The organism is Facivitalis istanbulensis (assembly GCF_040560405.1).
Lineage (GTDB): Bacteria > Pseudomonadota > Alphaproteobacteria > Sphingomonadales > Sphingomonadaceae > Sphingomonas > Sphingomonas istanbulensis.
In genome coordinates, this window is sequence record NZ_JAVSCQ010000002.1 from 31,816 (window position 1) to 57,801 (window position 25,986).

The following is a 25,986-nucleotide window of genomic DNA, read 5'->3' on the forward strand; positions in this document are numbered from 1 at the left end:
CCGCGTAGGCCAGGTTTCAAGCGGCTCCCCGACCCCGACTAGCGGGCGGGGAGCCGTTTTCGTTGTGGAATGGAGTAGAGTATGCGGCGCGTCGTCGTAACCGGATTGGGTCTCGTCACGCCTTTGGGTGCCGATGTGGAAACGTCCTGGGCCAATCTGATCGCCGGAAAGTCCGGTGCCGGTCCCATCACCCGTTTCGATGCGTCGAATCAGAAATGCCGCATCGCCTGTGAGGTGAAGCCCAAGGATCACGAATATGGCTTCGACCCCGACAAGCGGGTCGACCACAAGGTCCAGCGGCAGGTCGATCCCTTCATCATCTATGGCATCGATGCCGCCGGACAGGCGCTGGAAGACGCCGGGCTGACCGAAATGACCGAGGCGGAACGGTTCCGCGCAGGGTGTTCGATCGGCGCGGGCATCGGCGGCCTGCCGGGCATCGCCAGCGAATCGCTGGTCTGCGAGAATAAGGGGCCGAGCCGCGTCTCGCCGCACTTCGTGCATGGCCGCCTCATCAACCTGATCTCGGGTCAGGTTTCGATCAAATACGGCCTGATGGGCCCGAACCATGCGGTCGTCACCGCCTGCTCGACCGGGGCGCATTCGATCGGTGATGCGGCGCGGATGATCGCGCTGGACGATGCCGATGTGATGCTGGCCGGTGGTTCCGAAGGGGCCATCTGTCCGCTGGGCATTGCGGGCTTTGCGGCGGCGCGTGCGCTAAACACCAGCTTCAACGACCGGCCCGAGCAGGCCAGCCGTCCCTATGATCGCGACCGCGACGGCTTCGTCATGGGCGAGGGCGCGGGCGTCGTCGTGCTGGAGGAATATGAGCGGGCCAAGGCGCGCGGCGCGAAGATCTATTGCGAAGTCGTCGGCTATGGCCTGTCGGGGGACGCCTATCACGTCACCGCGCCGGAGCCCGAAGGAGCGGGCGCCTATCGCTCGATGGAAATGGCGATGCGCAAATCGGGTCTGGACCTGTCCGACATCGACTATATCAACGCGCACGGCACCTCGACCATGGCGGACATGATCGAGCTGGGCGCGGTCAAGCGGCTGTTCGGCGACGCGATCGGCGGCCTGTCGATGAGCTCGACCAAGTCGGCGATCGGCCATCTTCTGGGCGGCGCGGGGGCGGTGGAAAGCATCTTCTGCATCCTCGCCATGCGCGACCAGATCGTGCCGCCGACGCTCAACCTCGACAATCCGTCGGAGGAAGCTGAAGGCGTCGATCTGGTGCCGCTGGTCGCCAAGAAGCGTGAAGTGCGCGCGGTGCTGAACAATTCGTTCGGTTTCGGGGGCACCAACGCCTCGCTGGTGATGAAGAAGATCTGATCTTTCCAGGACGTTCCCGACGCACTGTGCCGGGGCTCTGGGCTTGCTGTCCTGCCGGAGCGGGATGGACGCTTGGGGGCCTGTCCGGGGAGGGGGCGAAGAAATGGAACGACCCCGGCGCTGGCCAGGTCCGGTTGCAAAATGGTTCGGCCCACGCCATCGGCCTGATCGCAACGGACCCGGACCGTCACCGGGGTCGTTTCCTGTCCGGGCCGCACGGCCCCTCAAGTCCGGGTGAGATATGCGCAAGGTCGGCTGTTTCGGGTTGCTGCTGGGGCTGATCGGCATCGCCCTATTCGCTTGGGTCGCGCATGACTGGGCGGGACGTGGCCCGGCAGACAAGCCGCTCGCCGTTGTGGTGCCCGAGGGAGCAAGCCTGGCCCGCGCCGCGACCGAATTGCAAAAGGCGGGTGCGATCCGATCGGCTGGCCGTTTCCGGCTCTATGCCCGGCTGTTCGGCGATGGCGGGGCGATCAAGGCGGGCGAATATGCCATTCCCGAACATGCCAGCGCGTCGGACGTGCTGACCCTGCTGCGCGAGGGGAAGGTGCGCCAGCGGCTGGTGCCGGTGCCCGAAGGCTATCCTTCCGTTCTGGTCCATGACGCGCTGATGCGCGCCGATGGCTTGACCGGCGATGTGCCGGTGCCTGCCGAGGGATCGATCCTGCCCGACAGCTATGCCTATCAGAAGGGCGATACCCGCGCCTCCGTCGTCGCGCGGATGCAGAAGGCAATGAAGGACTATCTCGCCAAAGCCTGGGCCGCTCGCCAGCCGGGCATTGCGGTCGGCACGCCGGAAGAGGCGGTCATCCTGGCCTCGATCGTCGAGAAGGAAACCGGCAAGCCGTCCGAGCGGCGGACGGTCGCGGCGGTCTATGGCAACCGCTTGCGCCTGGGCATGCCGCTTCAGGCCGATCCGACCGTGATCTATCCGATTACGAGGGGGCGTCCGCTCGGCCGGCGCATCCTGCGGTCCGAGCTTCATGCCAAGAACGGCTATAATACCTATGCCAGCCCCGGCCTGCCGGTTGGGCCAATCGCCAATCCGGGGCGGGCCTCGATCGACGCAGTGCTGAACCCCGCGGATAGCAAGGCGCTGTATTTCGTGGCGGACGGATCGGGTGGCCATGTCTTCGCCGACACGCTGGCGGAGCATAATGCCAATGTGCAGAAATGGTACGCGATCCGCCGCCAGCGCGGCGAGATGTAGAGCCGGGCAGTTTGCGCTGCCGGGAGCGCGTGTCGTCGCACCGTCCAGCGCGACTATGGCGGGTTTTTGCGCAGCCGCTGGCCGGTTATTCCGGGCCGACGCAGGGGACCGCTCGCGCGATGGCGACCCCCTGCCCGGGTTGGATCAGTCGCGCAGCGCCGCCGCCGCGCGCGCCTTGGCCTCGACATCGGTCATCGAGCCGCCGGTCACCCAACTGCCGCCGACGCACAGCACGCGGTCGAAGGCGAGCCAGTCGGGTGCGCTGGCCTCGGTGATGCCGCCGGTCGGGCAGAAGCGCGCCTGGTAGAAGGGCGCGGCGAGGGCCTTCAGCGCCTTCAGTCCACCGCTGGTTTCGGCCGGGAAGAATTTGAAATGGGTCAGGCCCAGGTCCAGCCCGCGCATGATGTCGCCCGCATTGGCGATACCGGGCAGATAGGGGATGCCACTCTCGATCACCGCCGCGCCCAGCCGGTCGGTCAGGCCCGGCGAGACGATGAATTCCGCGCCCGCATCCGCCACGTCGCGCAGTTGCGCTTCGTTGACGACGGTGCCCGCGCCGACGATCGCGCCGGGCACCTTCTTCATCTCGGCCATCGCCTCCAGCGCGGCGGGGGTGCGCAGCGTCACCTCCAGCACTTTGAGGCCGCCCGCGACCAGCGCCTCGGCCAGCGGGCGAGCGGTGGCGGCGTCGTCGATGACCAGCACGGGGATGACCGCGCTGGTGCGCATGATGGTGGCGATGTCGGTCATGAATGCTCCTGTGCGAAGGCCGCGGCCGCGCCGAACAGGCCGGGCTGGGGATGGGTGATGAGCTTGACGGGGATCCGCGCCATCAGCGACTGGAACCGGCCCTTGGCGACGAAGCGCTGGTCGAAGCCCGAGCGCAGCAGCTTGTCCTTGATCCGGTAGCCGAGGCCGCCCGCGATCACGACGGTCTTGGCCCCCTGCGCCAGCGCGAAGTCGCCCGCGACGGCACCGAGGGCGAGGCAGAAGCGGTCGAGCGCGGCGAGCGCGATCGAATCGGTCCCCTCCAGCGCTTCGGTCCAGATTTCGCGGTCGTCGCGGCTGGGCACCGGGCGGCCCTCCAGCGTGGCGAGCGTTTCATAGATGGCGACGATGCCGGGGCCGGAGCAGATCCGCTCGCACGACACGCGGGTATAGGTGCGGCGCAATCGCTTGAGGATGGCGTCCTCGATCCCGTCGAGCGGAGCATAGTCCATATGCCCGCCCTCGGTTTCGATGACGTGATAACGCTGCGGCGTCATCAGCACCTGTGCGACGCCCAGCCCGGTGCCGGGGCCGCAGACGGTGACGATGCCCTGTTCGGGCACCGGCTCGTCGGGGCCGCAGATATGGAGGAAATCCTCCTCCGGCACCTGGGCGACGGCATGACCGACCGCGCCGAAATCGTTGATGACGGTGTACACGTCGGCGCCCAGCCGCTCCGGGATCAGCGAGGGGCGGATGACCCAGGGATTGTTGGTCATGCGGATCACGTCGCCGGTGATCGGTGAGGCGATGGCGAGCGAGGCGGCCTTGGGGAGCGGGCGGCCGATATGGGCTTCGAACGCCTGCCACGCGGTCTGGAGCGACGCATGTTCGGCGGTCTTCTGCGTACAGGGCTCGCCCAGCTTGACGACGCGCCCATTTTCGACCTCGGCGATCGCGAAGCGCGCATGCGTGCCCCCGATGTCGACCGCGACGATTTCCATGATCCTCTCCCCTCTTTTCGTTACAGGCCCGCGCCGGCCAATATGGGCGACGCGCCTTTTTCGGCTTCGTCGGCGGCCTGGCGGAACAGCGCAAACAATTCCCGGCCCATGCCCTGCACCGGCGCGGGCGTCTCGGCCCGTTGGCGCGCGGCCCATTCCACCGGATCGACCAGCGCATCGAGCCGGCCCGCCACCGCGTCCAGCCGAATGATATCGCCGTCGCGGATGAGGCCGATCGCGCCGCCGCCGATCGCTTCGGGGCTGAGATGGATGGCGCAGGGCACCTTGCCGCTCGCCCCCGACATGCGGCCGTCGGTCACGAGCGCCACCTTGAACCCGCGATTCTGCAGCACGCCCAGCGGCGGCGTCAGCTTGTGGAGTTCGGGCATGCCGTTCGCCTTCGGCCCCTGGAAGCGGACGACAACGATCACGTCGCGTTCCAGTTCGCCCGCCTTGAACGCGGCCTGCACCTCCAACTGGTCGGCGAAGACGCGCGCCGGGGCCTCGATGACCCAGCGTTCGCGCTCAACGGCCGACACCTTGATGCAGGCGCGGCCCAGATTGCCCGACAGGATGCGCATCCCGCCATCGGGCGAGAAGGGCGCTGCGGCGGAGCGCAGGATCGTCTCGTCACCGCTCTCGCCGACCGGCTTCCAGTCGAGCGTGTCGTTTTCGATCACGGCGGTCTGGGCGTAATCGGACAGGTCCTTGCCCGCCACGGTCAGGATGTCGCGGTGGAGCAGCCCCGCCGACAGCAGTTCGCGAATGACATAGGGCATGCCGCCCGCCGCCTCGAACCCGTTCACGTCGGCCGATCCGTTGGGATAGACCCGCGCGATCAGCGGTACGGCGGCGGAGAGGCGATCCATATCCTCCCAGTCGATGACGATCCCCGCCGCGCGCGCGATGGCGGGCAGGTGGATCAGATGATTGGTCGAGCCGCCGGTGGCCAGCAGGCCGACCGCCGCGTTGACGATCGCCTTTTCATCGACGCACCAGCCCAGCGGCCGGTAATCCTCGCCCCGCTGCCCGATCGCGGCCAGCCGGTGGACGGCGGCGCGGCTGAGTTCCTGGCGCAGCTTGGTGCCCGGATTGACGAAGGCGGCGCCCGGCATGTGCAGGCCCATCACCTCCATCATCATCTGGTTGGTGTTGGCGGTGCCGTAGAAGGTGCAGGTGCCCTTCGAATGATAGGCGGCGATTTCGGCATCGAGCAGGTCGTCGCGTCCCGCCTTGCCCTCGGCAAAGGCTTCGCGGACGGCGGCCTTCTGCTTGTTGGGCAGGCCGGTGGGCATCGGACCGCCGGGGACCAGGATCATCGGCAGGTGGCCGAAGCGCAGCGCGCCCATCAGCAGGCCCGGCACGATCTTGTCGCAGATGCCGAGCAAGGCTGCGCCCTCGAACGTGCCGTGGCTCAGCGCGACCGCCGTCGACAGCGCGATGGTGTCGCGGCTGAACAGCGACAGTTCCATGCCCGCATAGCCCTGCGTCACGCCGTCGCACATGGCGGGCACGCCGCCCGCCACCTGCGCGGTCGCACCGACCTCGCGCGCCCAAAGCTTCATCAGTTCGGGGTAGCGATAATAGACGGCGTGCGCCGACAGCATGTCGTTATAGGCCGACACGATGCCGATATTCATGCCGCGATCCGCCTTCATGGCGTCGCGGTCCTCCTCGGTCCCGGCATAGGCATGGGCGAGGTTGGCGCAGCCCAGATTGGGGCGACGCACCGCCGTTTCGGCTTCCCGCGCGATCAGGTCGAGATAGGCCTTGCGGCCCGTTCGGGAGCGCTCGATGACCCGGTCGGTGACGGCCGAGACGGCGGCGTTCAGGCTCATTGCTCGCTCCAGTGAATGTCGATCGGCAGTTCGACGTCGGCCAGCACGCGGCCGATCGGATAGGGCGAGGATGCGCCTTCCTTGATCGCGTCCTCGAGCACCATCTTCTTGGCCGGGCCCGAAATCGCGATCATGATCGAACGCGCGGAGACGATGCCCGCCCGGCTGAGCGTCACGCGTGCGACGGGCGCCTCGGGGGGCAGCGGATCGGGCATCACGCCCAGCGCGCGCCGTTCCTTGGGGCCGTTGAGCGCTTCATCGAAATCGGGGCCGGGGAAGATCGACGCGGTGTGCCCGTCGCCACCCATGCCGAGCAGCACCAGATCGAGCGGCCAGTGCAGTTCCTGCATCAGCGCGTCGGCCGAGCGACCGGCGGCCTTATAGTCCGACGTTGCCTGCGGCACGATCGGCATCACCCGCGCCCCCTTGGGCAGGAAGATCTTGCCGATCATCGTCACGTTGGACAGCGGATCGCCCAGCGGCACGATCCGTTCGTCGGCGGGAACGATCGTCACCCGTTTCCAGTCCAGCTTGGCCTGGGCCAGCTTCTCATAAACGGGGATCGGCGTCTTGCCGCCCGACAGCGCGATGACCGCCGCACCGCGTGCCTCGATCGCGCTTTCGATGATGAACTGGATATCGCCCGCCAGGGCGCCCGCCATTTCGGCGGCGTCTTCGTAATCCCACCATTCGATTTCGTCGGTCATGTCATCTGTGTCCTGATATGTCCGGCGCGGTTCACGGCCCGCCGGGTCGGGCGGGCCGCACGAGCGCCAATGTCGTCCACCCTCCCGAAGAGGATGGGAGGTGTCAGTCGTCCTGCCAGGTCACGCCGTCGCGCTCGGTCAACGCAATTGCCGCCGACGGCCCCCAGCTACCGCTGGGATAGGTCTTGGGCTTGACGTCATTGGCGTTCCAGCCCGCGCGGATCGCGTCGATCCAGGTCCATTGCGCCTCCACCTCGTCGCGGCGGACGAACAGCGTCTGGTCGCCCTCGATCAGGTCGAGCAGCAGCCGTTCATAGGCGATGCGGCGACGGGTGCCCGCGAACTCGGCATCGAGCGACAGGTTCAGCGGCACCTCGCGCAGGCGAAGCCCCTCGCGATCCAGGCCCGGCTCCTTCGCCATCACCAGCAACTGGATATATTCTTCGGGTTGCAGGCGGATGATGAGGGTATTGGGTTGCAGGATACCCCCGCGCCCCGCGAACATCGAGTGCGGCACGGGCTTGAACTGAATCGCGATTTCCGAGCGGCGCGTGGCCATGCGCTTGCCGGTGCGCAGGTAGAAGGGCACGCCCTGCCAGCGCCAATTGTCGACATGCGCCTTGATCGCGACGAAGGTCTCGGTCTTGGACGGCTTGCCCAGTTCATCGGCATAGGAGCCGACGATCTTGCCGCCGACCGCACCGTCGACATATTGGCCGGTGACGGTGTTGTGGGGCACTTCCTCCGGTGTCATCAGGCGCAGCGAACGGAAGACCTTGGCCTTTTCGTCGCGGATCGCGGTGCCGTCATAGCGGGCGGGCGGTTCCATCGCGACCAGCGCCAGCAGTTGCAGGATATGGTTCTGCACCATGTCGCGCAGCGCGCCCGCGCCTTCGTAATAGCCCGCCCGATCCTCCAGCCCCACCGTCTCGGCGATGGTGATCTGGACATTGTCGATGCCGTGCGCGTTCCAGATCGGCTCGAAGAAGAAATTGCCGAAGCGCAGCGCCAGGATGTTCTGGACGGTTTCCTTGCCCAGATAATGGTCGATGCGGAAGGTCCGCTCCTCGGGGAAGCCGAAACCGACCGCGTCGTTGATTTCCTTCGAGGAGGCGAGGTCGTAGCCCAGCGGCTTTTCCAGCCCGATGCGGACCGTATCGCCCGCCAGCCCGACCGATTCGAGGCCCTTGATCGTCGATTCGAACAGGCTGGGCGCGGTCGAGAGATAGATGGCGAGGCCGTCCGAGACGTCCCCGACCTTCTCGGCCAAGGCCGGAAAGCCTTCGGTCGAGGAGGCGTCGAGCGCCTGATACTGCAATCGCTTCAGGAAGCCGTCGATCCATTCCGGCTTCTTGCGATCCTCGGGCAGGAAGGTGTCTAGCGCCTTGGCTGCGAACTCGCGGAAGCTGGCATCGTCATGATCCGACCGCGCCGTGCCGGTGATGGTCAGCCCTTCGGGCAGCAGGCCATCGGCGTGGAGGTTGAAGAGCGACGGCAGCAGCATCCGCTGCGACAGGTCGCCGGTCGCGCCGAACAGCAGCAGCTTGCCAACGGGATTGCGCGTCATGACGTCTCCTAAAGGACGAGGCCGGCGGTCGGATCGAGTCCGGCCATGATGTTCAGGTTCTGGACCGCCGCGCCCCCGGCTCCCTTGCCCAGATTGTCGAGCGTGGCGATCAGTCTGGCCTGACCCGTGGCGGCATTGCCGCACACGCGCAAGGTCATCCGGTCGGTCCCGGCATTTTCCTCGATATTCACCGCCCCGATATCGCCGGGGGCGACGGTGACGATCGGACTGCCGGCATAGGCCTCGCCCAGCGTCTCGGCGATCCGCTCCAGCGTGGGGCGGCCGGGCAGGGCGTGGAGCGCCAGCGGCACCTCCACCACCATGCCGCGATAGGTGTCGACGACGGCGGGCGCGAAGATCGGCGCATGGACCAGTCCCGAATGGCGTTGCATCTCGGGCGCGTGCTTGTGGGCCAGCGACAGGCCATAGGGGCGAAAGGCGCGGTTGGTCGCGCTTTCATATTCGGCGATCATCGCCTTGCCGCCACCCGAATAGCCGGAGGCCGCGTTGACCGACACCGGCCAGTCGGCGGGGATCAGCCCGGCGCGGACCAGCGGACGGACCAGGGCGAGAAAGCCGGTGGGATAGCAGCCGGGATTGGAGACGTAGCGTGCCCGCGCGATGCGCTCGGCATGGCCAGGTTCGAGTTCGGGCAGGCCATAGACCCAGCCATCGGCCGTGCGATGCGCGGTGGACGCATCGACCACCCGCGTCCGGTCATTGTCGATCAGCGCCACCGCCTCCCGCGCGGCCTCGTCGGGCAGGCAGAGGATGACGAAATCGGCATCGTTGATCGCCTCGCGCCGGGCGCCGGCATCCTTGCGCCGGTCCTCGGCCAGGGTGAGGATGTTGAGATCGGCGCGACCGGCCAGCCGGTCGGTGATTTCCAGCCCGGTCGTCCCCGCGCCGCCATCGATGAAGATCGTCTTGGTCATTGCACGGGCTCCAGCGGCGATGCATCGCAATAGCCGACCAGGCCGAGATGGGGAACGATGCCCCATGCGTAACCGCCGGCCAGCTCGAGGACCTCGATGGCTTCGCCCGTGGTCAGTTCGGCCAGCACATCGCTGTCGATCGGGCGGGCCGCGCGCAGGCTGACCGCCGCTGTCGTGCGATAGGATTTCGGGGCCGCATAATGGGGCGCGAATACATATTCGGCCAGGCGTATATCGGCCAGGTCGGGGCGGACGGCGTTGGTTCGAGGGTCGAGGCTGACCGTGCGCCCCTGAAGCGCGAAGCTTTTACGCGCTGACCCGCTGGAGGGCAGGGGCGTCGCCAGCGCCGATGAAATGTCCGAATTCTTCAAGAAAGTCCGCCCCTTCAGGTGTCCTGGCGACAAAGATGTTACGCTTGTCGCTATCATCGCGTTGGCGGCGCAGATAGCCCAGCGTTCCCAGTCGATTCAAGGCACGGGTAACGACCGGCTTCGAGACGTTCAAGGCGCGTGCCAGACCACGCACCGTATGCGGGCCGGGACGAAGGTAGACGACGAGCAGCAGGGCCATCTGGCGATTGGTCAGATCGGGCTCCCCCGACCGTACATAATCGACAAGGGCTCCCATCCAGGCCAGCAGCGACTGAGGTTCGTGTGGATAGGACACGATAGCGATTCCAATAGCTGATCCGGGCTTTGCCGGGCGTTGTTTCGATGTCATAACGCCCTTTACTGGCAGTGGTTTCCACCATCGGCCTGCATCCGCAAACATCACGGCGCGCGTCCTGGCATCGGGGCTGCGCCGGGGCGAGGTTGATCGCGGGGCCAGCCTCGCCTATGTGCGCGCTTTCGCACACCCCTTATCTGGGATCACCCGCGCCTCATGTTCGCTTTCCTGCTCGTCATCCACGCCATCATCGCCGCGACCCTGGTCACGGTGATCCTCATGCAGCGGTCGGAAGGCGGCGGTCTGGGCATGGGGGGCAGCCCGTCGGGCCTGATGTCGGCGCGCGGCGCGGCGGATTTCCTCAGCCGGGCGACGGCGGTGCTGGCCACCGCGTTCGTCGGTTTCTCCATCCTTCTGGCGGTGCTGGCCGCGACGCGCGGCGCACCCGCCATCGATACGTCGCTGGCCCGCACCCCGGCGGCGCAGGCTCCGGTCACGCAGCCCGAGACCGCGCCGGTCCCCAACGGCAATGCCGCTGCTCCGGCGACGCAGCCCGCGGACAATTCGGCGGTGCCGCTCGCCCGCTAATCCGGGCTTTTCATCGCAGCGAGGCCCATGCGCCGCCGACGAATCGCGTCGGCGCGCATCTTTGCTGTTGTCGTATCCACCCCATCCAAGCTAGGCGATTCTTCCCATGGCGCGGTATATCTTCATCACCGGCGGCGTGGTCTCGTCGCTCGGCAAAGGCCTCATGGCGGCTTCTCTTGCGGCTCTCCTTCAGGCGCGCGGCTACAGCGTGCGCATCCGCAAGTTCGACCCCTATCTGAACGTCGATCCGGGCACGATGAGCCCGTATCAGCATGGCGAGGTCTATGTGACTGACGACGGGGCAGAGACCGATCTCGACCTCGGTCATTATGAGCGGTTCACCGGCGTGGCCTCGCGCCAGTCGGACAATGTCACCTCGGGTCGTATCTACAAGACGATCATCGAACGCGAACGCCGCGGTGACTATCTAGGCGCGACCGTTCAGGTCATCCCGCACGTCACCGATGCGATCAAGGCCTTCGCGCGCGCCGATACGGTCGACGAACATGGCGAGGATCTCGACTTCGTCCTCTGCGAGATCGGCGGCACGGTCGGCGACATCGAATCGCTGCCCTTCATCGAGGCGATCCGCCAGCTCAAGAACGAACTGGGGCGCGGCCAGTCGATCAGCATCCACGTCACGCTGGTGCCTTACATCGCGGCGGCGGGCGAACTGAAGACCAAGCCGACCCAGCATTCGGTGCGCGAGATCGCCGCGCTTGGCGTGTCGCCCGACGTGCTGGTCTGCCGCTGCGAGCATCCGCTGCCCGTTTCGGACCGGGCCAAGATCGCGCTGTTCTGCAACGTGCCCCAGTCCGCGGTCATCCCGGCGCTGGACGCGGCGAGCATCTATGCGGTGCCGCTGCAATATCATGCCGAGGGCCTCGATTCGGAAGTGCTGCGCGCCTTCGGTATCGAGCCGCAGTACGCGCCGGACCTGTCGCGCTGGACCGAGATTGTCGATCGCCTCGTCAATCCCGAAGGCGAAGTGACGATCGGCGTGGTCGGAAAGTATGTCGGCCTGCAGGACGCCTACAAGTCGCTCAACGAAGCGCTGGTCCATGGCGGCATCGCCAACAAGGTGAAGGTCCATATCCGCTGGATCGACGCCGAATTGTTCGAGGGCGACGAAAGCGAGGTCGCGCAGCAGCTCGAGCCTTGCCACGCGATCCTGGTCCCCGGCGCGTTCGGCGAGCGCGGGGCGGCGGGCAAGATCGCGGCGGTCCGCTTCGCGCGCGAACGGCGGGTGCCCTATTTCGGCATTTGCTTCGGCATGCAGATGGCGTGCATCGAGGGGGCGCGCCATCTCGCCGGGATCGAAGGTGCGTCCTCGACCGAGTTCGGCCCGACGACCGAGCCGGTGGTCGGGCTCATCACCGAATGGATGGGCCGCGACGGCCTCGAAAAGCGTGAGGCGAGCGGCGATCTGGGCGGCACGATGCGGCTGGGCGCCTATGACGCCCGGCTGGCGGGCAACAGCGTCGTCGCGTCCATCTATGGCAGCGAAGATATCTCCGAACGCCATCGCCACCGTTATGAGGTGAACACGGCGTATAAGGAAGCGCTGGAGAAGGGTGGCCTGGTGTTCAGCGGCATGTCGCCCGACGGCACATTGCCCGAGATCGTCGAACGGCCCGACCATCCCTGGTTCGTCGGGGTCCAGTTCCACCCCGAACTGAAGTCCAAGCCGTTCAACCCGCACCCGCTCTTCGCCAGCTTCATCGAAGCGGCGGTCAAGCAGAGCCGGCTGGTCTGAATTGCGAACCCCGCCCCCTGAGCAGGGAGGCGGGGTTTTCTTCGGTCCGAACTGAAACAGAGGGCGCCCGGACCCCTGGTCCGGACGCCCCGCGACGTCTTCAGGGAGGGAAAGACGTCGAGTGGATTACGCCGCCTTGACCTCGTCGGTCTGGTCGTCGGCGTGATGCTCCACCGCGGCGAGCGCCTGGCCCGTCTTGATCGCGATCGTCTTGGGCTTCATCGCCTCGGGCACCTCGCGGACGAGGTCGATGACGAGCAGGCCGTCGTTCAGCCGCGCATCCTCGACGAACACGAAGTCCGCCAGCTCGAAGCGCCGCTCGAACGAGCGATTGGCGATGCCGACATGCAGGAAGTTGGGCGAACTCGCCTTGTCATCCTTCTTGCCGGTGACGAGCAGCATGTTCTGCTGCGCGGTGATCTCGATCTCGTCACGGCTGAAACCGGCCACCGCCAGGGTGATGCGATAGCGGTCCTCGGCCAGACGCTCGAGGTTGAAAGGGGGATAGTTCTCCGCCGAAGCGCCGCGCGCATTGGTCTCCAGCAGATCGAACAGCCGGTCGAAGCCGATGGTCGAACGGCGGTACGGGGTCAGGTCGATACGCATGTCAAAACCTCCATCAGAAGCGAATTGAAACGGGACTGGCCATGCCGCCTCGACGCGAGACGGGGCCGATCCGTACGGCCCGTGTCCGGCACCGCACGCGAACCAATATGGTTCATGATGAATTGCCTTCAAGGGCCTTTCGGGATCGAAAAGCAAAACTTGCCAATGGCCAAGGTGCAGCGCGATTGAACGTCCATTAAATCGATGTGTGAATAGGGCATGAAATCAAAAGGGGAGCGCCCATGTCCATCACCCTCGCACTGATCCTGGCCGCGCAGGCCGTCCCTTCCCCGATCCCGACGCAGAGCGACCGACAGGATCCCCGGGCGGAGGGGGAAGGCCGTCTCGGTACGGCGCAGCAGGGCGGGGGCGACGTCGTCGTCACGGCGCGTCGCCGGGCCGAGACGGTCCAGACCGTGCCGATCGCGATGTCGGTGATCGGCGGCACCGCACTGGCCGAGACGGGGACGTACAATGTCAACCGGCTGACCCAGATCCAGCCGACGCTGCAATTCTATTCGACCAATCCGCGCAACTCGGCCGCGAATATCCGCGGGCTGGGCGCGCCGTTCGGCCTCACCAATGACGGGATCGAGCAAGGCGTCGGCATCTATGTCGATCAGGTCTATTACAGCCGGATCGCCTCGGCGACGTTCGACTTCACCGACACCGAGCGGATCGAGGTGCTGCGCGGGCCACAGGGGACGCTCTATGGCAAGAACACCACGGCGGGCGCGATCAACATCATCACCCGCCCGCCCAGCTTCACGCCCGAGGCGCGGGTCGAACTCAGCGCGGGCAATTATGATTTCTTCCAGGGCAAGGCGTCGGTGTCCGGTCCTCTGGTCGATGACAAGGTCGCGGTGCGGCTGTCCACCTCGATCACCACGCGGCGCGGCACCATCTGGAACACGCGGCAGCGGGAATGGCAGAACAGCCAGGACAATCTCTCGCTCCGCAGCCAGTTTCTCTGGCATGCGACGCCGACGCTCGACCTGACCCTGTCGGGGGATTATGCGCGGCAGAACCCGAATTGCTGCGTCCAATATTATGCGCGGGTGGGCGCGACGCAGCGGCCACTCGACCGGCAATATCCGCGGCTGGCGGCGGCGCAGGGCTATAGCGTCCCTTCGACCAACGCCTTTGACCGGCTGACCGATGTCGATACCGACCTGCGCGCGAAACAGGAACTGGGCGGGCTGTCGCTGGTCGCGAACTGGGATGTGGGGGCGGCGACGCTGACCAGCGTGTCGGCGTGGCGCTTCTGGCACTGGAATCCGTCCAACGACCGCGACTTCATCGGCCTGCCGATCACCACCGTGTCGGCCAATCCGTCGCAGCAGAGCCAGGTGACGCAGGAGATACGCATCGCGTCCGACGGCAAGCGGACGCTCGATTATGTCGCGGGCGCCTTTTATTTCTGGCAGTCGATCGACACGCAGGGCTTGCAGGTCCAGGGGGCGTCGGCAAGCGCCTTCCTGCTCAACCCTAACGGCACCGGCGGGCGTGATCCGGCGACGCTGAACGGTCTCACCGCGCGCAACAGGATCGGCTTCACCAATACCTCGGCGGCCCTCTTCGGCAAGCTGACCTGGCATCCGAGCGACCGGCTGTCGATCGCACCGGGCGTTCGCCTGAACTATGACCGTAAGAACGGGTCCTATGTCTCGACCGTCATCAACGGCGCGGGATCGGTCAATCTGACCAAGGACCAGCGGGGCGTGCTGGCCCCGCAGAATTACACCCCGTCCTTCACCAACTGGAACCTGTCGGGCGACCTGACCATCGCCTATGACTTTAGCCCCGACGTGCATTATTATGCGACCTATGCGCGTAGCTATAAATCGGGTGGCATCAATCTGTCGGGCCTGCCGCTGGATGGGCAGAGCAATCCCATCCTGTCGACGCAGACCGTGCGCCCCGAAAAGGTCAATCATTTCGAACTGGGGCTGAAGACCCAGTTCGCCGACCGCCGCGCGACGGTGAACATCGCGGGCTTCTGGACCGAGATCGCCGATTATCAGGCGACGGTGAACAACCTTCAGGTCAATGTCCTGCGTGGCTATCTCGCCAATGCGGGGCGGGTGCGGACGCGCGGGATCGAGATCGATTCGGCCTTCCGCCCGACCAGTCGGTTCAACATCTATGCCAATGGCGCCTTCACCGATGCGCGCTATACCCGCTTCACCAACGCGCCATGCCCGCCCGAATTGTCGGGCGGCACCGCCTTGCCCGTCATCAATGGCCGGATCACGGGCACCCCTGCGCCGGCGGGAACGCCAGGTGCATCGTTGCCCTATTGCGATATTTCGGGCCAGTGGTTACCGGGCGTGTCGCGCTGGGCCTTTTCCTATGGCGCGGAATATGACCTGCCCGCGACCGTCGCGGGGGTCGAGGGGCAATTCTATCTTGGCTATGACGGCAGCTATCGCTCCAAATTTTCGTCCAACCCGTCGCGCTCGGCCTATACCGACATCAATGGCTACAGCCTGTCCAATCTTCGGGCGGGGTTCAAGGCACCGGGCAACTTGAACGCCTTTGTCTGGGTCCGAAACCTGTTCGACCATGATTATTACGAGCTGCTGGCCACCCAGTCGGGTTCGACCGGCCTGATCGTGGGGCAGCCGGGCGACCCGCGCACCTATGGGCTGACGATCTCCAAATCCTTCTGATCCGGCTCGCTACGATCCGCCATCGGCAAATCCCTTTGCGACCGATGGCGAATCGCAGAAATCGTCCACCTTCGGTTCATCTTGATCTGCTATAGGGAAAGTCCCGTAACGGGCGCCGGGCCGGCATCTGGGATGCGGAGTTTGGAAGCTCCCCGTTTCCCCGCCGGTTCCGGCGGCTTTTCGGTTGGCAGCGCGCCGGATCGCTGATCGCAATGCCAAACGCCCGGACCGTTTCCGATCCGGGCGCCTGCGTGACGATCGCTCGTCAGCCCCCTTTTCCCGCTCCCGCATCAACCCCGTGGAGTGAGCGTTGGAGCAATCCCCGAACCACGGCCGTTGCTGCCTGTGTCTCAGTAAGATTGTGGTACGGCACGGCAGGGGCGCTTGTCATCCCTGTTGGGGGTCGCCTGTTGCGATTGCCCCGGCGGTGTGGCCGACGCGCAACAATCGTTGCACCTGCCGGTTGGGATGTGGTCGCGCCGGGGTGCCATTGCCAGCGCCAGACGCCATGCCTACAGCCCTCCCATCAAGGACTTTCCATGGATCGATCGGAACGCAATGATCCTGTCTCGCTATGAACGGATGATCGCCCGGCGCTATCTGCTGCCGGGCAAGGGCGAGGCGTTCATCTTCCTCGTCGCCTCGATCAGTCTGGTCGCGGTCATGCTGGGCGTCGCCGCGCTCGTCATCGTCATGAGCGTGATGAACGGCTTTCGTGCCGAGCTGTTCGACAAGATCGTCGGGCTGAATGGTCACGCGGTGGTGCAGGGGGTGGGCGGTCGCCTGCCCGACTGGCGCGACATCGTGCGCGAGGCCAGGGCGACGCCCGGCGTCACGAGCGCGGTGCCGATGATCGAGCAGCCATTGATGGCCAGCTATAACGGCCGGGTCGAGGCGGTGCTGGTGCGCGGCATGCGGGTGGGCGACATTCGCGGCAATTCGGCGATCCGGTCGAAGGTCGTGATGGGCAATCTGATGAGCGTCGCGCCGGGCAGCAACCGGATCGCGATCGGCAGCCGCCTGGCCGAGGCGTTGGGCGCGACCGTCGGATCGGAAATCTCGCTGATCAGTCCGCAGGGGCAGACGACGCCCTTCGGCACGGTCCCGCGCATCGTCAGCTATACGGTCGGCGCGATCTTTGAGATCGGCGTATATGATTATGACAAGGCCTATGTCATGATGCCGATCGAGGATGCGCAGACATTGCTCCTGATGGGCGATACGGTCGGCATGGTCGAGGTGCAGACGGTGGATGCCGACCGCGTGGGGCAGATCCTGGCCCCGCTGGCCGACAAGCTGGGCGGGCGCGCGGTGATCGCCGACTGGCGGACGATGAACGCGCAATTGTTCGAGGCGCTGGCGGTCGAGCGGGTGGCGATGTTCACCGTGCTGTCGATCATCATCCTGGTCGCGGTGTTCAACATCCTGTCCTCGCTCATCATGCTGGTCCGCGCCAAGACGCGCGATATCGCCATCCTGCGGACGATGGGCGCGACGCGTGGCGGGTTGATGCGGATCTTCATGACGGTGGGAACGACGATCGGCGCGCTGGGCACGGTCGCGGGTCTGGCGCTGGGGGCGGTGTTTCTCTTCTATCGCCAGGGGGTGGTGAATTTCGTGCAGTTCGTCACCGGGCAGAATCTGTGGGATCCCTCGATCCGCTACCTGACCGAACTGCCGTCCAAGACCGACCCCGTCGAAGTGATCGTCATCGCATCGATGGCGCTGGTCTTTTCTTTCCTTGCCACGCTCTATCCCGCCTGGAAGGCGGCGAGCACGGACCCGGTTCAGGTGCTGCGCTATGAATGATCCGATCATCCGCATGGGCGCCGCCGTCGCGCCGCGCGCCGCCGAGCCGGTGCTGGAGACGACCGGCCTGTCGCGCAGCTTCACCCAAGGGGGGCAGACGATCGAGGTGCTGCGCGGCGTCGATCTGGCCATCGCACCGGGAGAGATCGTCGCGCTGCTCGGGCCGTCGGGATCGGGCAAGTCGACGCTGCTACAGGCGGTCGGACTGCTGGAGGGCGGCTTTTCGGGATCGATCCGCATCGCCGGGACCGAAGTGTCGAAGCTCAACGCGCATGGGCGCACGGTGGCACGCCGCGACTATCTTGGGTTCGTCTATCAATTCCACCATTTGTTGCCCGATTTCAACGCGATCGAGAATGTCGTGCTGCCGCAACTGGTGCAGGGGAAATCGCCTGCCGCGGCCGAGGCGCGGGCCAAGGGGTTGCTGACCGCTCTGGGCCTGGGGCATCGATTGAGCCACCGACCCAGCCAGTTGTCGGGCGGCGAGCAGCAGCGTGTGGCGGTCGCCCGCGCGCTCGCCAACCAGCCGCCGCTGGTGCTGGCGGACGAGCCGACCGGCAATCTCGACGAGCATACCTCCGAAGTGGTGCTGGCCGAGTTTCTGCGGCTGGTGCGCGGCGAGGGTTCGGCGGCGCTGATCGCGACGCACAACGAGCGGCTGGCGCTCAAGATGGACCGGGTCGTAAGGTTGCACGAAGGACGGCTGCAATGAGTGTCTGGACCGAGACGCCGACGTTGATCGGTCGCCACGTCACGCTGCGGCCCTTTGCCGAGGATGATCTGCCCGCGCTGGTCGATGTCGCGCGCGAAGGGGCGTTGTGGGATATCTTCTACGCCAATGTCGCGATGATGAAGCACCCCGAACGCTGGCTGGCGGCCGCCACGAAGGAGCGCGATGTCGGTCGCGCGCTGCTTTTTACGGTGGAGACGCCGGACGGCGCGGTGGTCGGCACGACGCGCTATATGCGCATCGCGCCGCAGCATCGGCGGTTGGAGATTGGCGGCACATTCTATGCCACGCGCGTCCAGCGCACCGGTGTGAATACCGAGGCGAAGCGGATGCTGCTCGCCCATGCCTTCGACGCCATGGGGTGTCAGGCCATCCAGATCCGTACCGACGCGCTCAACAAGCACAGCCAGACCGCCATCGAACGGCTTGGCGCGAAGAAGGACGGCATTTTGCGCGGGCATCAGGTGATGGCCGATGGACGGATTCGCGACTCTGTGGTCTATTCGATCATCGACCGCGAATGGCCGGGCGTCCGTGCCAATCTCGACTATCTGCTGGCGAGGCATGAATGAGCGCGATTTCCGATTTCAGCGTCAGGGCCGCCAATGGCTCGCCGGTCGACATGTCGACCTATGCGGGGCGCGTGCTGCTGATCGTCAATACCGCGTCCAAGTGCGGTTTCACCCCGCAATATGAAGGGCTGGAAGCACTATATCGCCGCTATGAGGGGCAGGGGCTGACCATCCTCGGCTTTCCCTGCAACCAGTTCGGTGCCCAGGAACCGGGCGATGCAGCGGAGATCGCCAGTTTCTGCTCTCTGACCTATGACGTGACCTTTCCCGTGCTGGGCAAGGTCGAGGTCAATGGCGACGGCGCGGATCCGCTGTTCCAGTGGCTCAAGGCGCAGGCCCCGGGCGTGTTGGGGACCAAGGCGATCAAGTGGAACTTCACCAAGTTCCTGGTCAGCCGGGATGGCCAAGTGGTTGGCCGCTACGCCCCGACGACCAAGCCGGAGGAACTGGCGAAGGATATCGAAGCGCTGCTTTAAGCCAAGACCGTCCGGGCCGCGCGAGGTCGAGGGCGAGAGGATGAGTCCCCGCCCTCGCTCGGCCTGAACCTTTGCTCAACGGGAACGGCGATCGAGATCAGAGTGCGAACGCACGTGATCCCTTCTTATGGTCCAGCGCGGAGGCGATGGCGTTGATCCCGCCGAACAGGAAGCTCAGGCCCAGGATGTAACCCGGCAGGGTCATCGCGCTCCAGGGCAGCGTCGTCAGGACGAACAGCGCCAGGATGATGTTCAGGACACCCAGGCCGATCAGCCAGCCGCGCCGCCGCCGGAGTCGCGCGCCCAGCCCGATCTCCAGCACGCCGCGCAGGCCGAGCCAGATCGCGACCAGCATGGTGATCGAGATCGCCCCGGTCGCGGGCTCCAGCGCCATGATGAAGCCGATGATCAGCGAAATCGCGCCGAAGCCGATGGCATAGCCCCGCTCCTCATAGCCCTGGCCGAAGATGCCCGCACCGATCGACAGGAAGCCGGCGGCGATGAAGAACGCCCCGATGACGAGCGTCGCGGCGAGGGTCGCGGAGAGCGGGAAGAGGAAGGCGGCAAAGCCCAGCAGGGCCGACAGGATGCCATAGGCCAGGATCCAGCCCCAGCCAGCCCCGGCCCTCAGCGCACTGGCATGATAGCGATCAGTATCCGTCATGACGATGATCCCAAAAAGGAGGAAATCCTTCTGCCAGCGTAACGGTTGGTAGCGGCCGCGGGTTCCGTGCTGGTCGAATCACGTAGTGTGGGTTAAGGATCGGCGATGCATTCTGGATATGTGCCGCTTCGCATCTTTTCCTCCTTCACGATGCTCGATGGCGCGATCGATCCCAAGGCGATCGCGGCGCAGGCCAAGGCGAATGCCTTTCCCGCCGCAGGGCTGACCGACCGCAACGGCCTTTATGCCGCGATGGCCTTTTCGGACGCGGCGAAGAAGGCGGGGGTACAGCCGATCATCGGTACGATGCTGGGCGTTGCGCGACCCGATATGCCCGACACGGTCACGCCGGTCGTCGACTGGATCGCGCTGTATGCGCAGACCATGGCGGGGTATGACAATCTGTGCGCGCTGGTATCCGCGGCGCATCTGGAACGTCCGATCGAACTGGCCGCGCATGTCGATTTCGAAACGCTCGCCCGTTTCAGTGGGGGCCTGATCGCGCTGACGGCCGGCGGCGAGGGGGGCATTGCGCGCCTGTTCGCCGAGGGCCAGCCGGATCGCGCCGGGACCTATTGTGATCGGTTGCAAACACTGTTCGGCGATCGGCTCTACATCGAACTGGCGCGTCGCGACGATGCCGTTGAAATCGCCGCCGAGCAGGAATTGATCGATCTGGCCTATGATCGCGGCCTGCCGCTGGTCGCGACCAATCCGTGCTGCTTCGCCGATAGCGGGTTTCGTGACGCGCATGACGCCATGCTGTGCATCGCCAATTCGACCTATGTCGAAATGGACGATCGCCCCAAAAGCTCGCCCGAGGCCTGGCTCAAGCCCGCCGAGGTCATGAAGCAGCTCTTCGCCGACTTGCCCGAGGCGATCGACAACACGCTGGTCGTCGCGCAGCGCTGCGCCGTGATGGCCCCATGGCGCAAGCCGATCCTGCCCAGCCTCGCGGGCGACCGCGAGGGCGAGGCGGCGATGCTTCGCCGCGACGCGACGGCGGGGCTGGAGGCGCGGCTCGACCGGATCGCCGAACTGGAGGGTGAGGGCCAACCCGGCTGGCGCGAAGCCTATCACGAGCGGTTGCGGTTCGAGGTCGACATCATCATCCAGATGGGCTTCCCCGGATATTTCCTGATCGTCGCCGACTTCATCAAATGGGCCAAGGATCACGACATTCCCGTCGGGCCGGGCCGTGGTTCGGGCGCGGGGTCAGTGGTTGCCTGGGCGCTGACCATCACCGATCTCGACCCGCTCAAGCTCGGCCTGCTGTTCGAACGCTTCCTGAACCCGGAACGCGTGTCGATGCCCGACTTCGACATCGACTTTTGCGAAACCCGGCGTGGCGAGGTCATCCGTTACGTCCAGGAGAAATATGGTCGCGATCAGGTCGCGCAGATCATCACCTTCGGGAAGCTGAAGGCGCGCGCCGTGCTCAAGGACACCGGCCGCGTGCTTCAGATGAGCTATGGCCAGGTCGACCGCCTCGCCAAGCTTGTGCCAAACCACCCGACCGACCCCTGGGACCTGAAGCGCGCGCTGAACGGCGTGCCGGAATTGGCGAAGGAATATGCCAACGACAATCAGGTCCGCCGCCTGCTCGACCTCGCCACCAAGCTAGAAGGCCTGCCGCGTCACAGCTCGACCCACGCCGCCGGCGTGGTGATCGGCGACCGGCCGCTGGCGCAGCTGGTCCCGCTCTATCGCGATCCGCGCTCGGACATGCCGGTGACGCAGTTCGACATGAAGTTCGTCGAGGGCGCCGGACTGGTGAAGTTCGACTTTCTTGGCCTGAAGACCCTGTCGGTCCTGCAAAAGGCGGTGCAACTGCTCGCCAAGCGTGGGGTGAGCGTCGATCTCGGCGCGCTGCCCTGGGACGATGCGCCGACCTATGCCCTGCTCCAGAAGGGCGACACGGTGGGCGTGTTCCAGCTGGAATCGGAGGGGATGCGACGCACCCTGTCCGCCGTGCGTCCGACCAATTTCGGCGACATCATCGCGCTGGTGTCACTCTATCGCCCCGGTCCGATGGACAATATTCCCAGCTTCGGCCGTCGAAAGCAGGGGACCGAGGACATCGTCTATCCGCATCCGCTGCTCGAACAGATCCTGTCCGAAACCTATGGCATCTTCGTCTATCAGGAACAGGTGATGCAGGCCGCCCAGATCCTGGCCGGCTATTCGCTGGGCGGCGCGGACCTGTTGCGCCGCGCGATGGGCAAGAAGGTGAAGGCGGAAATGGACGCGCAGCGCGCCATCTTCGTCAAGGGGTGCGCGGAGGTGAACGCCATCCCGTCGCAAAAGGCCAATGAACTGTTCGACTTGATCGACAAGTTCGCCGGCTATGGTTTCAACAAGAGCCATGCGGCGGCCTATGCGCTGCTCGCCTATCAGACCGCGTGGCTGAAGGCGCATCATCCGCACGAATTCTACGCCGCGTCGATGTGCTACGACATGGCGTTGACCGACAAGCTGGCGATCTTTGTCGACGACGCCCGTCGCATGGGCGTGACGATGCTGCCACCGTGCATCAACGCCAGCCAGGCCGAGTTCGATGTCGAGGCGCATGCGGATGGCCTGGGCGTCCGCTATGCGCTCGGCGCGCTCAAGTCGGTGGGCGAGGGCGCGATGGAGAAGCTCGTGGTCGAGCGCGAGGCGGGCGGGCCCTTCGCCTCGCTTGATGCGCTCGCCAAGCGGGTCGATCCGCGCCTGATGAACAAGCGCCAGCTGGAGACGCTGGCCTCGGCGGGGGCGTTCGACGCGATCGAGCCCAACCGGGCGGGCGTCCATGCGGTCGCCGAAACGGTACTCGCCATCGCCGCGCGCACCCATGAGGGACGGACGAGCGGACAGGGCGGGTTGTTCGGCGAAACCGAGGTGGCGGGGGACGCGATCAAGTTGCCGACGGGCACCCGCTGGACCCTCTCGCAGCGGATGGAGCAGGAAAAGGAGGCGTTCGGCTTCTATTTCTCCGCCCATCCCGTCGATCGCCACGCCCACATCGCCAGGATGCACGGCGCGCGGACCTATACCTCGCTGGCCGAGTTGACTATTCCCGAGGATGCCCGGATCGGTGCGACCATGGCGGTGCTGGTCGAGGATGCGCGCTGGCGCACCTCGGCGCGGGGCAAGCGCTATATGATGGCGCAGCTATCGGACGCGACGGGGCAGTTCCCGGCGACCTGCTTCGACGATTCGGTCGCCGCCGATCTGGAAAAGGCGGCCAAGGACGGAGACTGTGCGCTGATCACCGTCGAGTTGGACCGACGTGCGGGCGAGGAGGCTCCGCGTGTCAGTGTCAAGCGGGTCCAGCCCTTTGACGGTCTGGCCAGCACCGCGCGCTTCGTCGTCGAGGTGACGGTGGCGGACAAGAACGCGTTCCCGGCGTTGCACGCGATGCTCGATCCCCTGCGCAATGGACGGGGAGAGGTTCGCGCGCGGATCGTCGCGCCCGAGGGCGATACGCTGCTGATGCTGGGGCGCAATTTCCTGCTCGACGCCGAACTGGCCAGCCATATCGAGGATCTGCCGGGCGTGACCGCGGTGGTGATGAAATCCTCGGAGGCGCGTCTCGCGCTGGTCGGTTAGAGGCCGAGCGGCGTCATCGGATCGCCGACCAGCCCGCTGACCATCGCGGCCTGAATCCGGGTGGCGGGCCATAGACGCGACAGCGGACCGACCAGCCGATCGCGGATCAGCGGCAACAGGCGGCTGTCCGATTGATAGACCGGGGTGAACAGCGCGGTCAGCGCCTGATACAGGCGGACATGGCTTCGTCGCATCCGCACCGCCTCGGCCAGCGCGGTCGGGATGTCCTCCGAATGCCGAAGCGCGATCGCCAGCGCATAGGCGTCGAGCAGCGCCATGTTCGCCCCCTGGCCCAGTTGCGGGCTGGCCGAATGCCATGCGTCGCCGATATGGATGAGCCCGGTTTCGGCGGGCGTCGGCAAGGTGCGATGGGCATAGCCGGCGAAGGTGAGCTGGTCCGGCGTGTCGATCTGACTTAGCAGCGGCCGGGTCATCGGCCATAGCGTTTCGACCTGCGCCTTCCAGCCGTCCAGACCGACGGCACGCCATGCCGCCAGCCGGTCGGCGCGGATGGACCAGAAAAAGGCCGCCTGCGCCTGCGTTCCGCCCGGGAAACGGCCGACCGGTAGCACGCCGACCATGACGCTGGCGCGGTTATAGCGTTGTTCGAGCGCGGCGGGATCGAAGCCGGTTCCCTCGGGCCAGGCGAGGGTGCCCCATAATGCGCCATAGACCAGGGCGCGCCCGCATGGAGGCGCAAGCGGGGTGCGCGTGCCGAGCGCATCGACGACGAGATCGAAACATGGTGTCCTGCGCCCATCCTCCAGCGACAGGCGGCGGCGACCATCGGATGCCGCCTCGCTGCCCGTGATGGCGCAACCCGTCTGAACCGGGATGCCGGCGGCGACCACGGCGTCGTGCAGGAGCGCGAACAGGGTGGCGCGGTGGACGCCGATACCGAACCCGGCGCGCCGCCCCAATGCGGTATAGCGCACGTCCAGCACGACCCGCCCACGCTGTCCGGCTTGCCCGTGCAGCCGGGCGATCCGCGCGCCGTGGTCGAGCAGCTTTTGCGCCAGGCCTAGTTCGCGAAGCACCGCGAAACCCGTCGGCTGGATCATCAGGCCGGAGCCGACGGGGCGAGGCGTGTTGAAACGCTCGAACAGGGTGACACGGTGACCGTCGCGATGGAGTAGCAGGGCGGTTGCCAGTCCCGCCGGACCGCATCCGGCAATGGCGATGTCATAGCGAGGCATGGCGGGATGCTAATGGGCGGCGCATTCCTTTTGAAGCTGCCATCGCTTCGGGCGGTCGGATGCTTTCTGCCCAACCATTATTCGCAAAGGCTGTCGTCGTTCGAGATCGGTGGCGCGCGCCGTCATGGGCGCTCCTTCAAGGCGTCCTCGGCTGCGACGCTTTCGATCAGGCCCTGAAGCCCGACCTCGCTGAGTCCCAGTGTCATCAGCGCCAGCGTGCCGCGCAGTTCCTCGGGATCGATGCCGCGCGTGATGAACACCATCCGCGTGCGCCGATCGCTCGACGGCCAGTCGTCCAGTTCGACCGGCGGGTGGAAGATGTGCTGCACGCCGTGGACGATGACGGGTCGCGGATGGTCGGCCAGGTTCACGATACCCTTTACGCGCAGCAGGTCCTGCCCCTTGAACATGGTCAGCACCCCCAGCCATCGATCAAAGGCCTGCGCGTCGAGCGGCGTGTCGAAGGTCAGGCAGGTGGCACGGATGCCGTCGTCATGCCGGTTCACATCGTGGTGATGATGATGGCCATGGTCGTGATGATGGTGGTGAGCATCGTCGCCATGACCGTCGTGATAGGCTTCCTCGGCCAGCCAGCGGCGCACCTCGTCATTCTTGCTCGCCGGATCCCACAGGCCGACATCGAACAGCAGATCGGGGTTCACCGCGCCATTGGTTACCGACAGGATCGACGCACCGGGGTTGATCGCGGTGAGGCGCGCCCGGATGGCCGTCGCGACCCCGTCATCGACGAGGTCGGTCTTGGTCAACAGCAGCCGGTCGGCCACCGCCGCCTGCTTCACCGCTTCCTCCTGCATGTCGAGCGTCGCCATGCCGGTCGCCGCGTCCACCGTCGCGATTACGGCATCCAGACGGTAGAGCGCGGCCAATTGCGGATCAGCCATCAGGGTGTGGAGAATCGGGGCGGGATCGGCGAGCCCGGTGGTTTCGATCACCACGCGATCGAACCAGCATTGACCGTCGCGCGCGAACCGCCAGGGTGCGTCGCGCAGCGTCCGGGCCAGATCACCGCGAATGGTGCAGCACAGGCACCCGCCCATCATCTCCACCACCATATCCTCGTTCGACCGCGCGATCAGGTCGTGGTCCAGGCCGACCGCGCCGAACTCATTGATGATGACCAGGGCCCGCGTCATGCCGGGCGCGCGGACCAGATGGTTGAGCAGGGTCGTCTTGCCGCTGCCCAGAAAGCCGGTCAGGATCGAAACGGGGACAGGCGCGGCGGGGGAGGCGGGACCGCCGCTCATGCCATGGCCCCCAACAGGCGAGCGACGGCGCGCGACCGGAAACTGGACAGCAACGAATATCTCCTGTTATGTAATGATGTAACGTAAC

22 protein-coding genes are annotated in these 25,986 nt (G+C 65.9%); 10 read left to right on the forward strand and 12 right to left on the reverse strand.

Translation table 11 applies throughout. The annotated features are described in order from the left end of the window. Positions 1-81 precede the first annotated feature (81 nt). Both fabF and mltG read left to right on the forward strand, forming a co-directional pair. Positions 82-1,338 carry a beta-ketoacyl-ACP synthase II gene (gene fabF, locus RN629_RS01645; protein ID WP_407033522.1) on the forward strand — a complete coding sequence of 419 codons (1,257 nt, stop codon included), beginning with the start codon at positions 82-84 and terminating at the stop codon, positions 1,336-1,338. 241 nt (positions 1,339-1,579) lie between these two features. Beyond that, positions 1,580-2,548, forward strand: coding sequence for an endolytic transglycosylase MltG (mltG, locus tag RN629_RS01650; RefSeq protein ID WP_407033523.1), 969 nt, complete (start codon positions 1,580-1,582; stop codon positions 2,546-2,548). Between the two features lie 144 nt (positions 2,549-2,692). Here the strand turns inward: mltG and eda are convergent, their stop codons facing one another. The 8 genes from eda to RN629_RS01690 all read right to left on the reverse strand — a co-directional run bounded on the left by eda (position 2,693) and on the right by RN629_RS01690 (position 9,934). Further along, a complete protein-coding gene (gene eda / locus RN629_RS01655; RefSeq protein ID WP_407033524.1) occupies positions 2,693-3,298 on the reverse strand; it encodes a bifunctional 4-hydroxy-2-oxoglutarate aldolase/2-dehydro-3-deoxy-phosphogluconate aldolase in 606 nt (201 codons plus the stop codon). Beyond that, on the reverse strand, positions 3,295-4,260 hold the full coding sequence (glk, locus tag RN629_RS01660; RefSeq protein ID WP_407033525.1) for a glucokinase: 966 nt from the start codon (positions 4,258-4,260) through the stop codon (positions 3,295-3,297). Before glk ends, eda begins: the two co-directional genes overlap by 4 nt. A 20-nt stretch (positions 4,261-4,280) precedes the next feature. Next, entirely contained in the window at positions 4,281-6,098 is a 1,818-nt protein-coding gene (edd, locus tag RN629_RS01665; RefSeq protein ID WP_407033526.1) for a phosphogluconate dehydratase, read from the reverse strand. Next, positions 6,095-6,805 (reverse strand): 6-phosphogluconolactonase, encoded by a 711-nt coding sequence (gene pgl / locus RN629_RS01670; protein WP_407033527.1) that lies wholly within the window; start codon positions 6,803-6,805, stop codon positions 6,095-6,097. The genes edd and pgl overlap by 4 nt, the downstream gene beginning before the upstream one ends. A gap of 103 nt (positions 6,806-6,908) precedes the next feature. Next, on the reverse strand, positions 6,909-8,372 hold the full coding sequence (zwf, locus tag RN629_RS01675) for a glucose-6-phosphate dehydrogenase (protein ID WP_407033528.1): 1,464 nt from the start codon (positions 8,370-8,372) through the stop codon (positions 6,909-6,911). 8 nt (positions 8,373-8,380) lie between these two features. After that, the gene (gene argC / locus RN629_RS01680) at positions 8,381-9,307 is read right to left on the reverse strand and encodes an N-acetyl-gamma-glutamyl-phosphate reductase (RefSeq protein WP_407033529.1); all 927 of its coding nucleotides are present in this window, start codon (positions 9,305-9,307) and stop codon (positions 8,381-8,383) included. After that, positions 9,304-9,678, reverse strand: a complete 375-nt coding sequence (locus RN629_RS01685; protein WP_407033530.1) for an SH3 domain-containing protein — start codon at positions 9,676-9,678, stop codon at positions 9,304-9,306. Before RN629_RS01685 ends, argC begins: the two co-directional genes overlap by 4 nt. Further along, entirely contained in the window at positions 9,614-9,934 is a 321-nt protein-coding gene (locus RN629_RS01690; protein ID WP_407033718.1) for a MarR family transcriptional regulator, read from the reverse strand. The genes RN629_RS01685 and RN629_RS01690 overlap by 65 nt, the downstream gene beginning before the upstream one ends. Positions 9,935-10,189: 255 nt before the next feature. Here RN629_RS01690 and secG point away from each other — a divergent pair, with 255 nt between their 5' ends. After that, the gene (secG, locus tag RN629_RS01695) at positions 10,190-10,561 is read left to right on the forward strand and encodes a preprotein translocase subunit SecG (protein ID WP_407033531.1); all 372 of its coding nucleotides are present in this window, start codon (positions 10,190-10,192) and stop codon (positions 10,559-10,561) included. Between the two features lie 106 nt (positions 10,562-10,667). Continuing rightward, positions 10,668-12,317 carry a CTP synthase gene (locus RN629_RS01700; RefSeq protein WP_407033532.1) on the forward strand — a complete coding sequence of 550 codons (1,650 nt, stop codon included), beginning with the start codon at positions 10,668-10,670 and terminating at the stop codon, positions 12,315-12,317. A 126-nt stretch (positions 12,318-12,443) separates the two neighbouring features. Here RN629_RS01700 and RN629_RS01705 read toward each other — a convergent pair whose 3' ends face one another. Next, entirely contained in the window at positions 12,444-12,923 is a 480-nt protein-coding gene (locus tag RN629_RS01705; protein WP_407033533.1) for an Hsp20 family protein, read from the reverse strand. 242 nt (positions 12,924-13,165) lie between these two features. On the opposite strand from RN629_RS01705, the gene RN629_RS01710 reads away from it, so the two are divergent. From RN629_RS01710 to RN629_RS01730, 5 genes are all read left to right on the forward strand, one after another. Beyond that, positions 13,166-15,595: a TonB-dependent receptor gene (locus RN629_RS01710; RefSeq protein ID WP_407033534.1), complete on the forward strand. Its 2,430-nt coding sequence runs from the start codon at positions 13,166-13,168 to the stop codon at positions 15,593-15,595. A 558-nt stretch (positions 15,596-16,153) separates the two neighbouring features. Continuing rightward, complete coding sequence (locus tag RN629_RS01715) at positions 16,154-17,404, forward strand: lipoprotein-releasing ABC transporter permease subunit (RefSeq protein WP_407033535.1); 1,251 nt, start codon at positions 16,154-16,156, stop codon at positions 17,402-17,404. Beyond that, positions 17,397-18,116 carry an ABC transporter ATP-binding protein gene (locus RN629_RS01720; protein WP_407033536.1) on the forward strand — a complete coding sequence of 240 codons (720 nt, stop codon included), beginning with the start codon at positions 17,397-17,399 and terminating at the stop codon, positions 18,114-18,116. The genes RN629_RS01715 and RN629_RS01720 overlap by 8 nt, the downstream gene beginning before the upstream one ends. After that, the gene (locus tag RN629_RS01725) at positions 18,113-18,706 is read left to right on the forward strand and encodes a GNAT family N-acetyltransferase (protein ID WP_407033537.1); all 594 of its coding nucleotides are present in this window, start codon (positions 18,113-18,115) and stop codon (positions 18,704-18,706) included. The genes RN629_RS01720 and RN629_RS01725 overlap by 4 nt, the downstream gene beginning before the upstream one ends. Then, the gene (locus RN629_RS01730) at positions 18,703-19,182 is read left to right on the forward strand and encodes a glutathione peroxidase (protein WP_407033538.1); all 480 of its coding nucleotides are present in this window, start codon (positions 18,703-18,705) and stop codon (positions 19,180-19,182) included. Before RN629_RS01725 ends, RN629_RS01730 begins: the two co-directional genes overlap by 4 nt. Positions 19,183-19,279: 97 nt before the next feature. Here RN629_RS01730 and RN629_RS01735 read toward each other — a convergent pair whose 3' ends face one another. Next, positions 19,280-19,846 (reverse strand): HdeD family acid-resistance protein, encoded by a 567-nt coding sequence (locus RN629_RS01735; RefSeq protein ID WP_407033539.1) that lies wholly within the window; start codon positions 19,844-19,846, stop codon positions 19,280-19,282. A 105-nt stretch (positions 19,847-19,951) separates the two neighbouring features. Here RN629_RS01735 and dnaE point away from each other — a divergent pair, with 105 nt between their 5' ends. Next, on the forward strand, positions 19,952-23,437 hold the full coding sequence (gene dnaE, locus RN629_RS01740) for a DNA polymerase III subunit alpha (protein WP_407033540.1): 3,486 nt from the start codon (positions 19,952-19,954) through the stop codon (positions 23,435-23,437). On the opposite strand, the gene RN629_RS01745 is transcribed toward dnaE, so the two are convergent. Together RN629_RS01745 and RN629_RS01750 are read right to left on the reverse strand one after the other, a co-directional pair. Then, the gene (locus RN629_RS01745) at positions 23,434-24,633 is read right to left on the reverse strand and encodes an FAD-dependent oxidoreductase (protein ID WP_407033541.1); all 1,200 of its coding nucleotides are present in this window, start codon (positions 24,631-24,633) and stop codon (positions 23,434-23,436) included. The two genes, dnaE and RN629_RS01745, sit on opposite strands and share 4 nt — an antisense overlap. A 122-nt stretch (positions 24,634-24,755) precedes the next feature. Next, positions 24,756-25,898, reverse strand: coding sequence for a CobW family GTP-binding protein (locus RN629_RS01750; RefSeq protein WP_407033542.1), 1,143 nt, complete (start codon positions 25,896-25,898; stop codon positions 24,756-24,758). Between the last annotated feature and the right edge of the window lie 88 nt (positions 25,899-25,986).

Coding starts and splice junctions, on each gene's coding strand:
- fabF (WP_407033522.1), top strand. CDS start 82: ATGCGGCGCGTCGTCGTAACCGGATTGGGTCTCGTCACGCCTTTGGGT.
- mltG (WP_407033523.1), top strand. CDS start 1,580: ATGCGCAAGGTCGGCTGTTTCGGGTTGCTGCTGGGGCTGATCGGCATC.
- eda (WP_407033524.1), bottom strand. CDS start 3,298: ATGACCGACATCGCCACCATCATGCGCACCAGCGCGGTCATCCCCGTG.
- glk (WP_407033525.1), bottom strand. CDS start 4,260: ATGGAAATCGTCGCGGTCGACATCGGGGGCACGCATGCGCGCTTCGCG.
- edd (WP_407033526.1), bottom strand. CDS start 6,098: ATGAGCCTGAACGCCGCCGTCTCGGCCGTCACCGACCGGGTCATCGAG.
- pgl (WP_407033527.1), bottom strand. CDS start 6,805: ATGACCGACGAAATCGAATGGTGGGATTACGAAGACGCCGCCGAAATG.
- zwf (WP_407033528.1), bottom strand. CDS start 8,372: ATGACGCGCAATCCCGTTGGCAAGCTGCTGCTGTTCGGCGCGACCGGC.
- argC (WP_407033529.1), bottom strand. CDS start 9,307: ATGACCAAGACGATCTTCATCGATGGCGGCGCGGGGACGACCGGGCTG.
- RN629_RS01690 (WP_407033718.1), bottom strand. CDS start 9,934: ATGGGAGCCCTTGTCGATTATGTACGGTCGGGGGAGCCCGATCTGACC.
- secG (WP_407033531.1), top strand. CDS start 10,190: ATGTTCGCTTTCCTGCTCGTCATCCACGCCATCATCGCCGCGACCCTG.
- RN629_RS01700 (WP_407033532.1), top strand. CDS start 10,668: ATGGCGCGGTATATCTTCATCACCGGCGGCGTGGTCTCGTCGCTCGGC.
- RN629_RS01705 (WP_407033533.1), bottom strand. CDS start 12,923: ATGCGTATCGACCTGACCCCGTACCGCCGTTCGACCATCGGCTTCGAC.
- RN629_RS01710 (WP_407033534.1), top strand. CDS start 13,166: ATGTCCATCACCCTCGCACTGATCCTGGCCGCGCAGGCCGTCCCTTCC.
- RN629_RS01715 (WP_407033535.1), top strand. CDS start 16,154: ATGATCCTGTCTCGCTATGAACGGATGATCGCCCGGCGCTATCTGCTG.
- RN629_RS01720 (WP_407033536.1), top strand. CDS start 17,397: ATGAATGATCCGATCATCCGCATGGGCGCCGCCGTCGCGCCGCGCGCC.
- RN629_RS01725 (WP_407033537.1), top strand. CDS start 18,113: ATGAGTGTCTGGACCGAGACGCCGACGTTGATCGGTCGCCACGTCACG.
- RN629_RS01730 (WP_407033538.1), top strand. CDS start 18,703: ATGAGCGCGATTTCCGATTTCAGCGTCAGGGCCGCCAATGGCTCGCCG.
- RN629_RS01735 (WP_407033539.1), bottom strand. CDS start 19,846: ATGACGGATACTGATCGCTATCATGCCAGTGCGCTGAGGGCCGGGGCT.
- dnaE (WP_407033540.1), top strand. CDS start 19,952: ATGCATTCTGGATATGTGCCGCTTCGCATCTTTTCCTCCTTCACGATG.
- RN629_RS01745 (WP_407033541.1), bottom strand. CDS start 24,633: ATGCCTCGCTATGACATCGCCATTGCCGGATGCGGTCCGGCGGGACTG.
- RN629_RS01750 (WP_407033542.1), bottom strand. CDS start 25,898: ATGAGCGGCGGTCCCGCCTCCCCCGCCGCGCCTGTCCCCGTTTCGATC.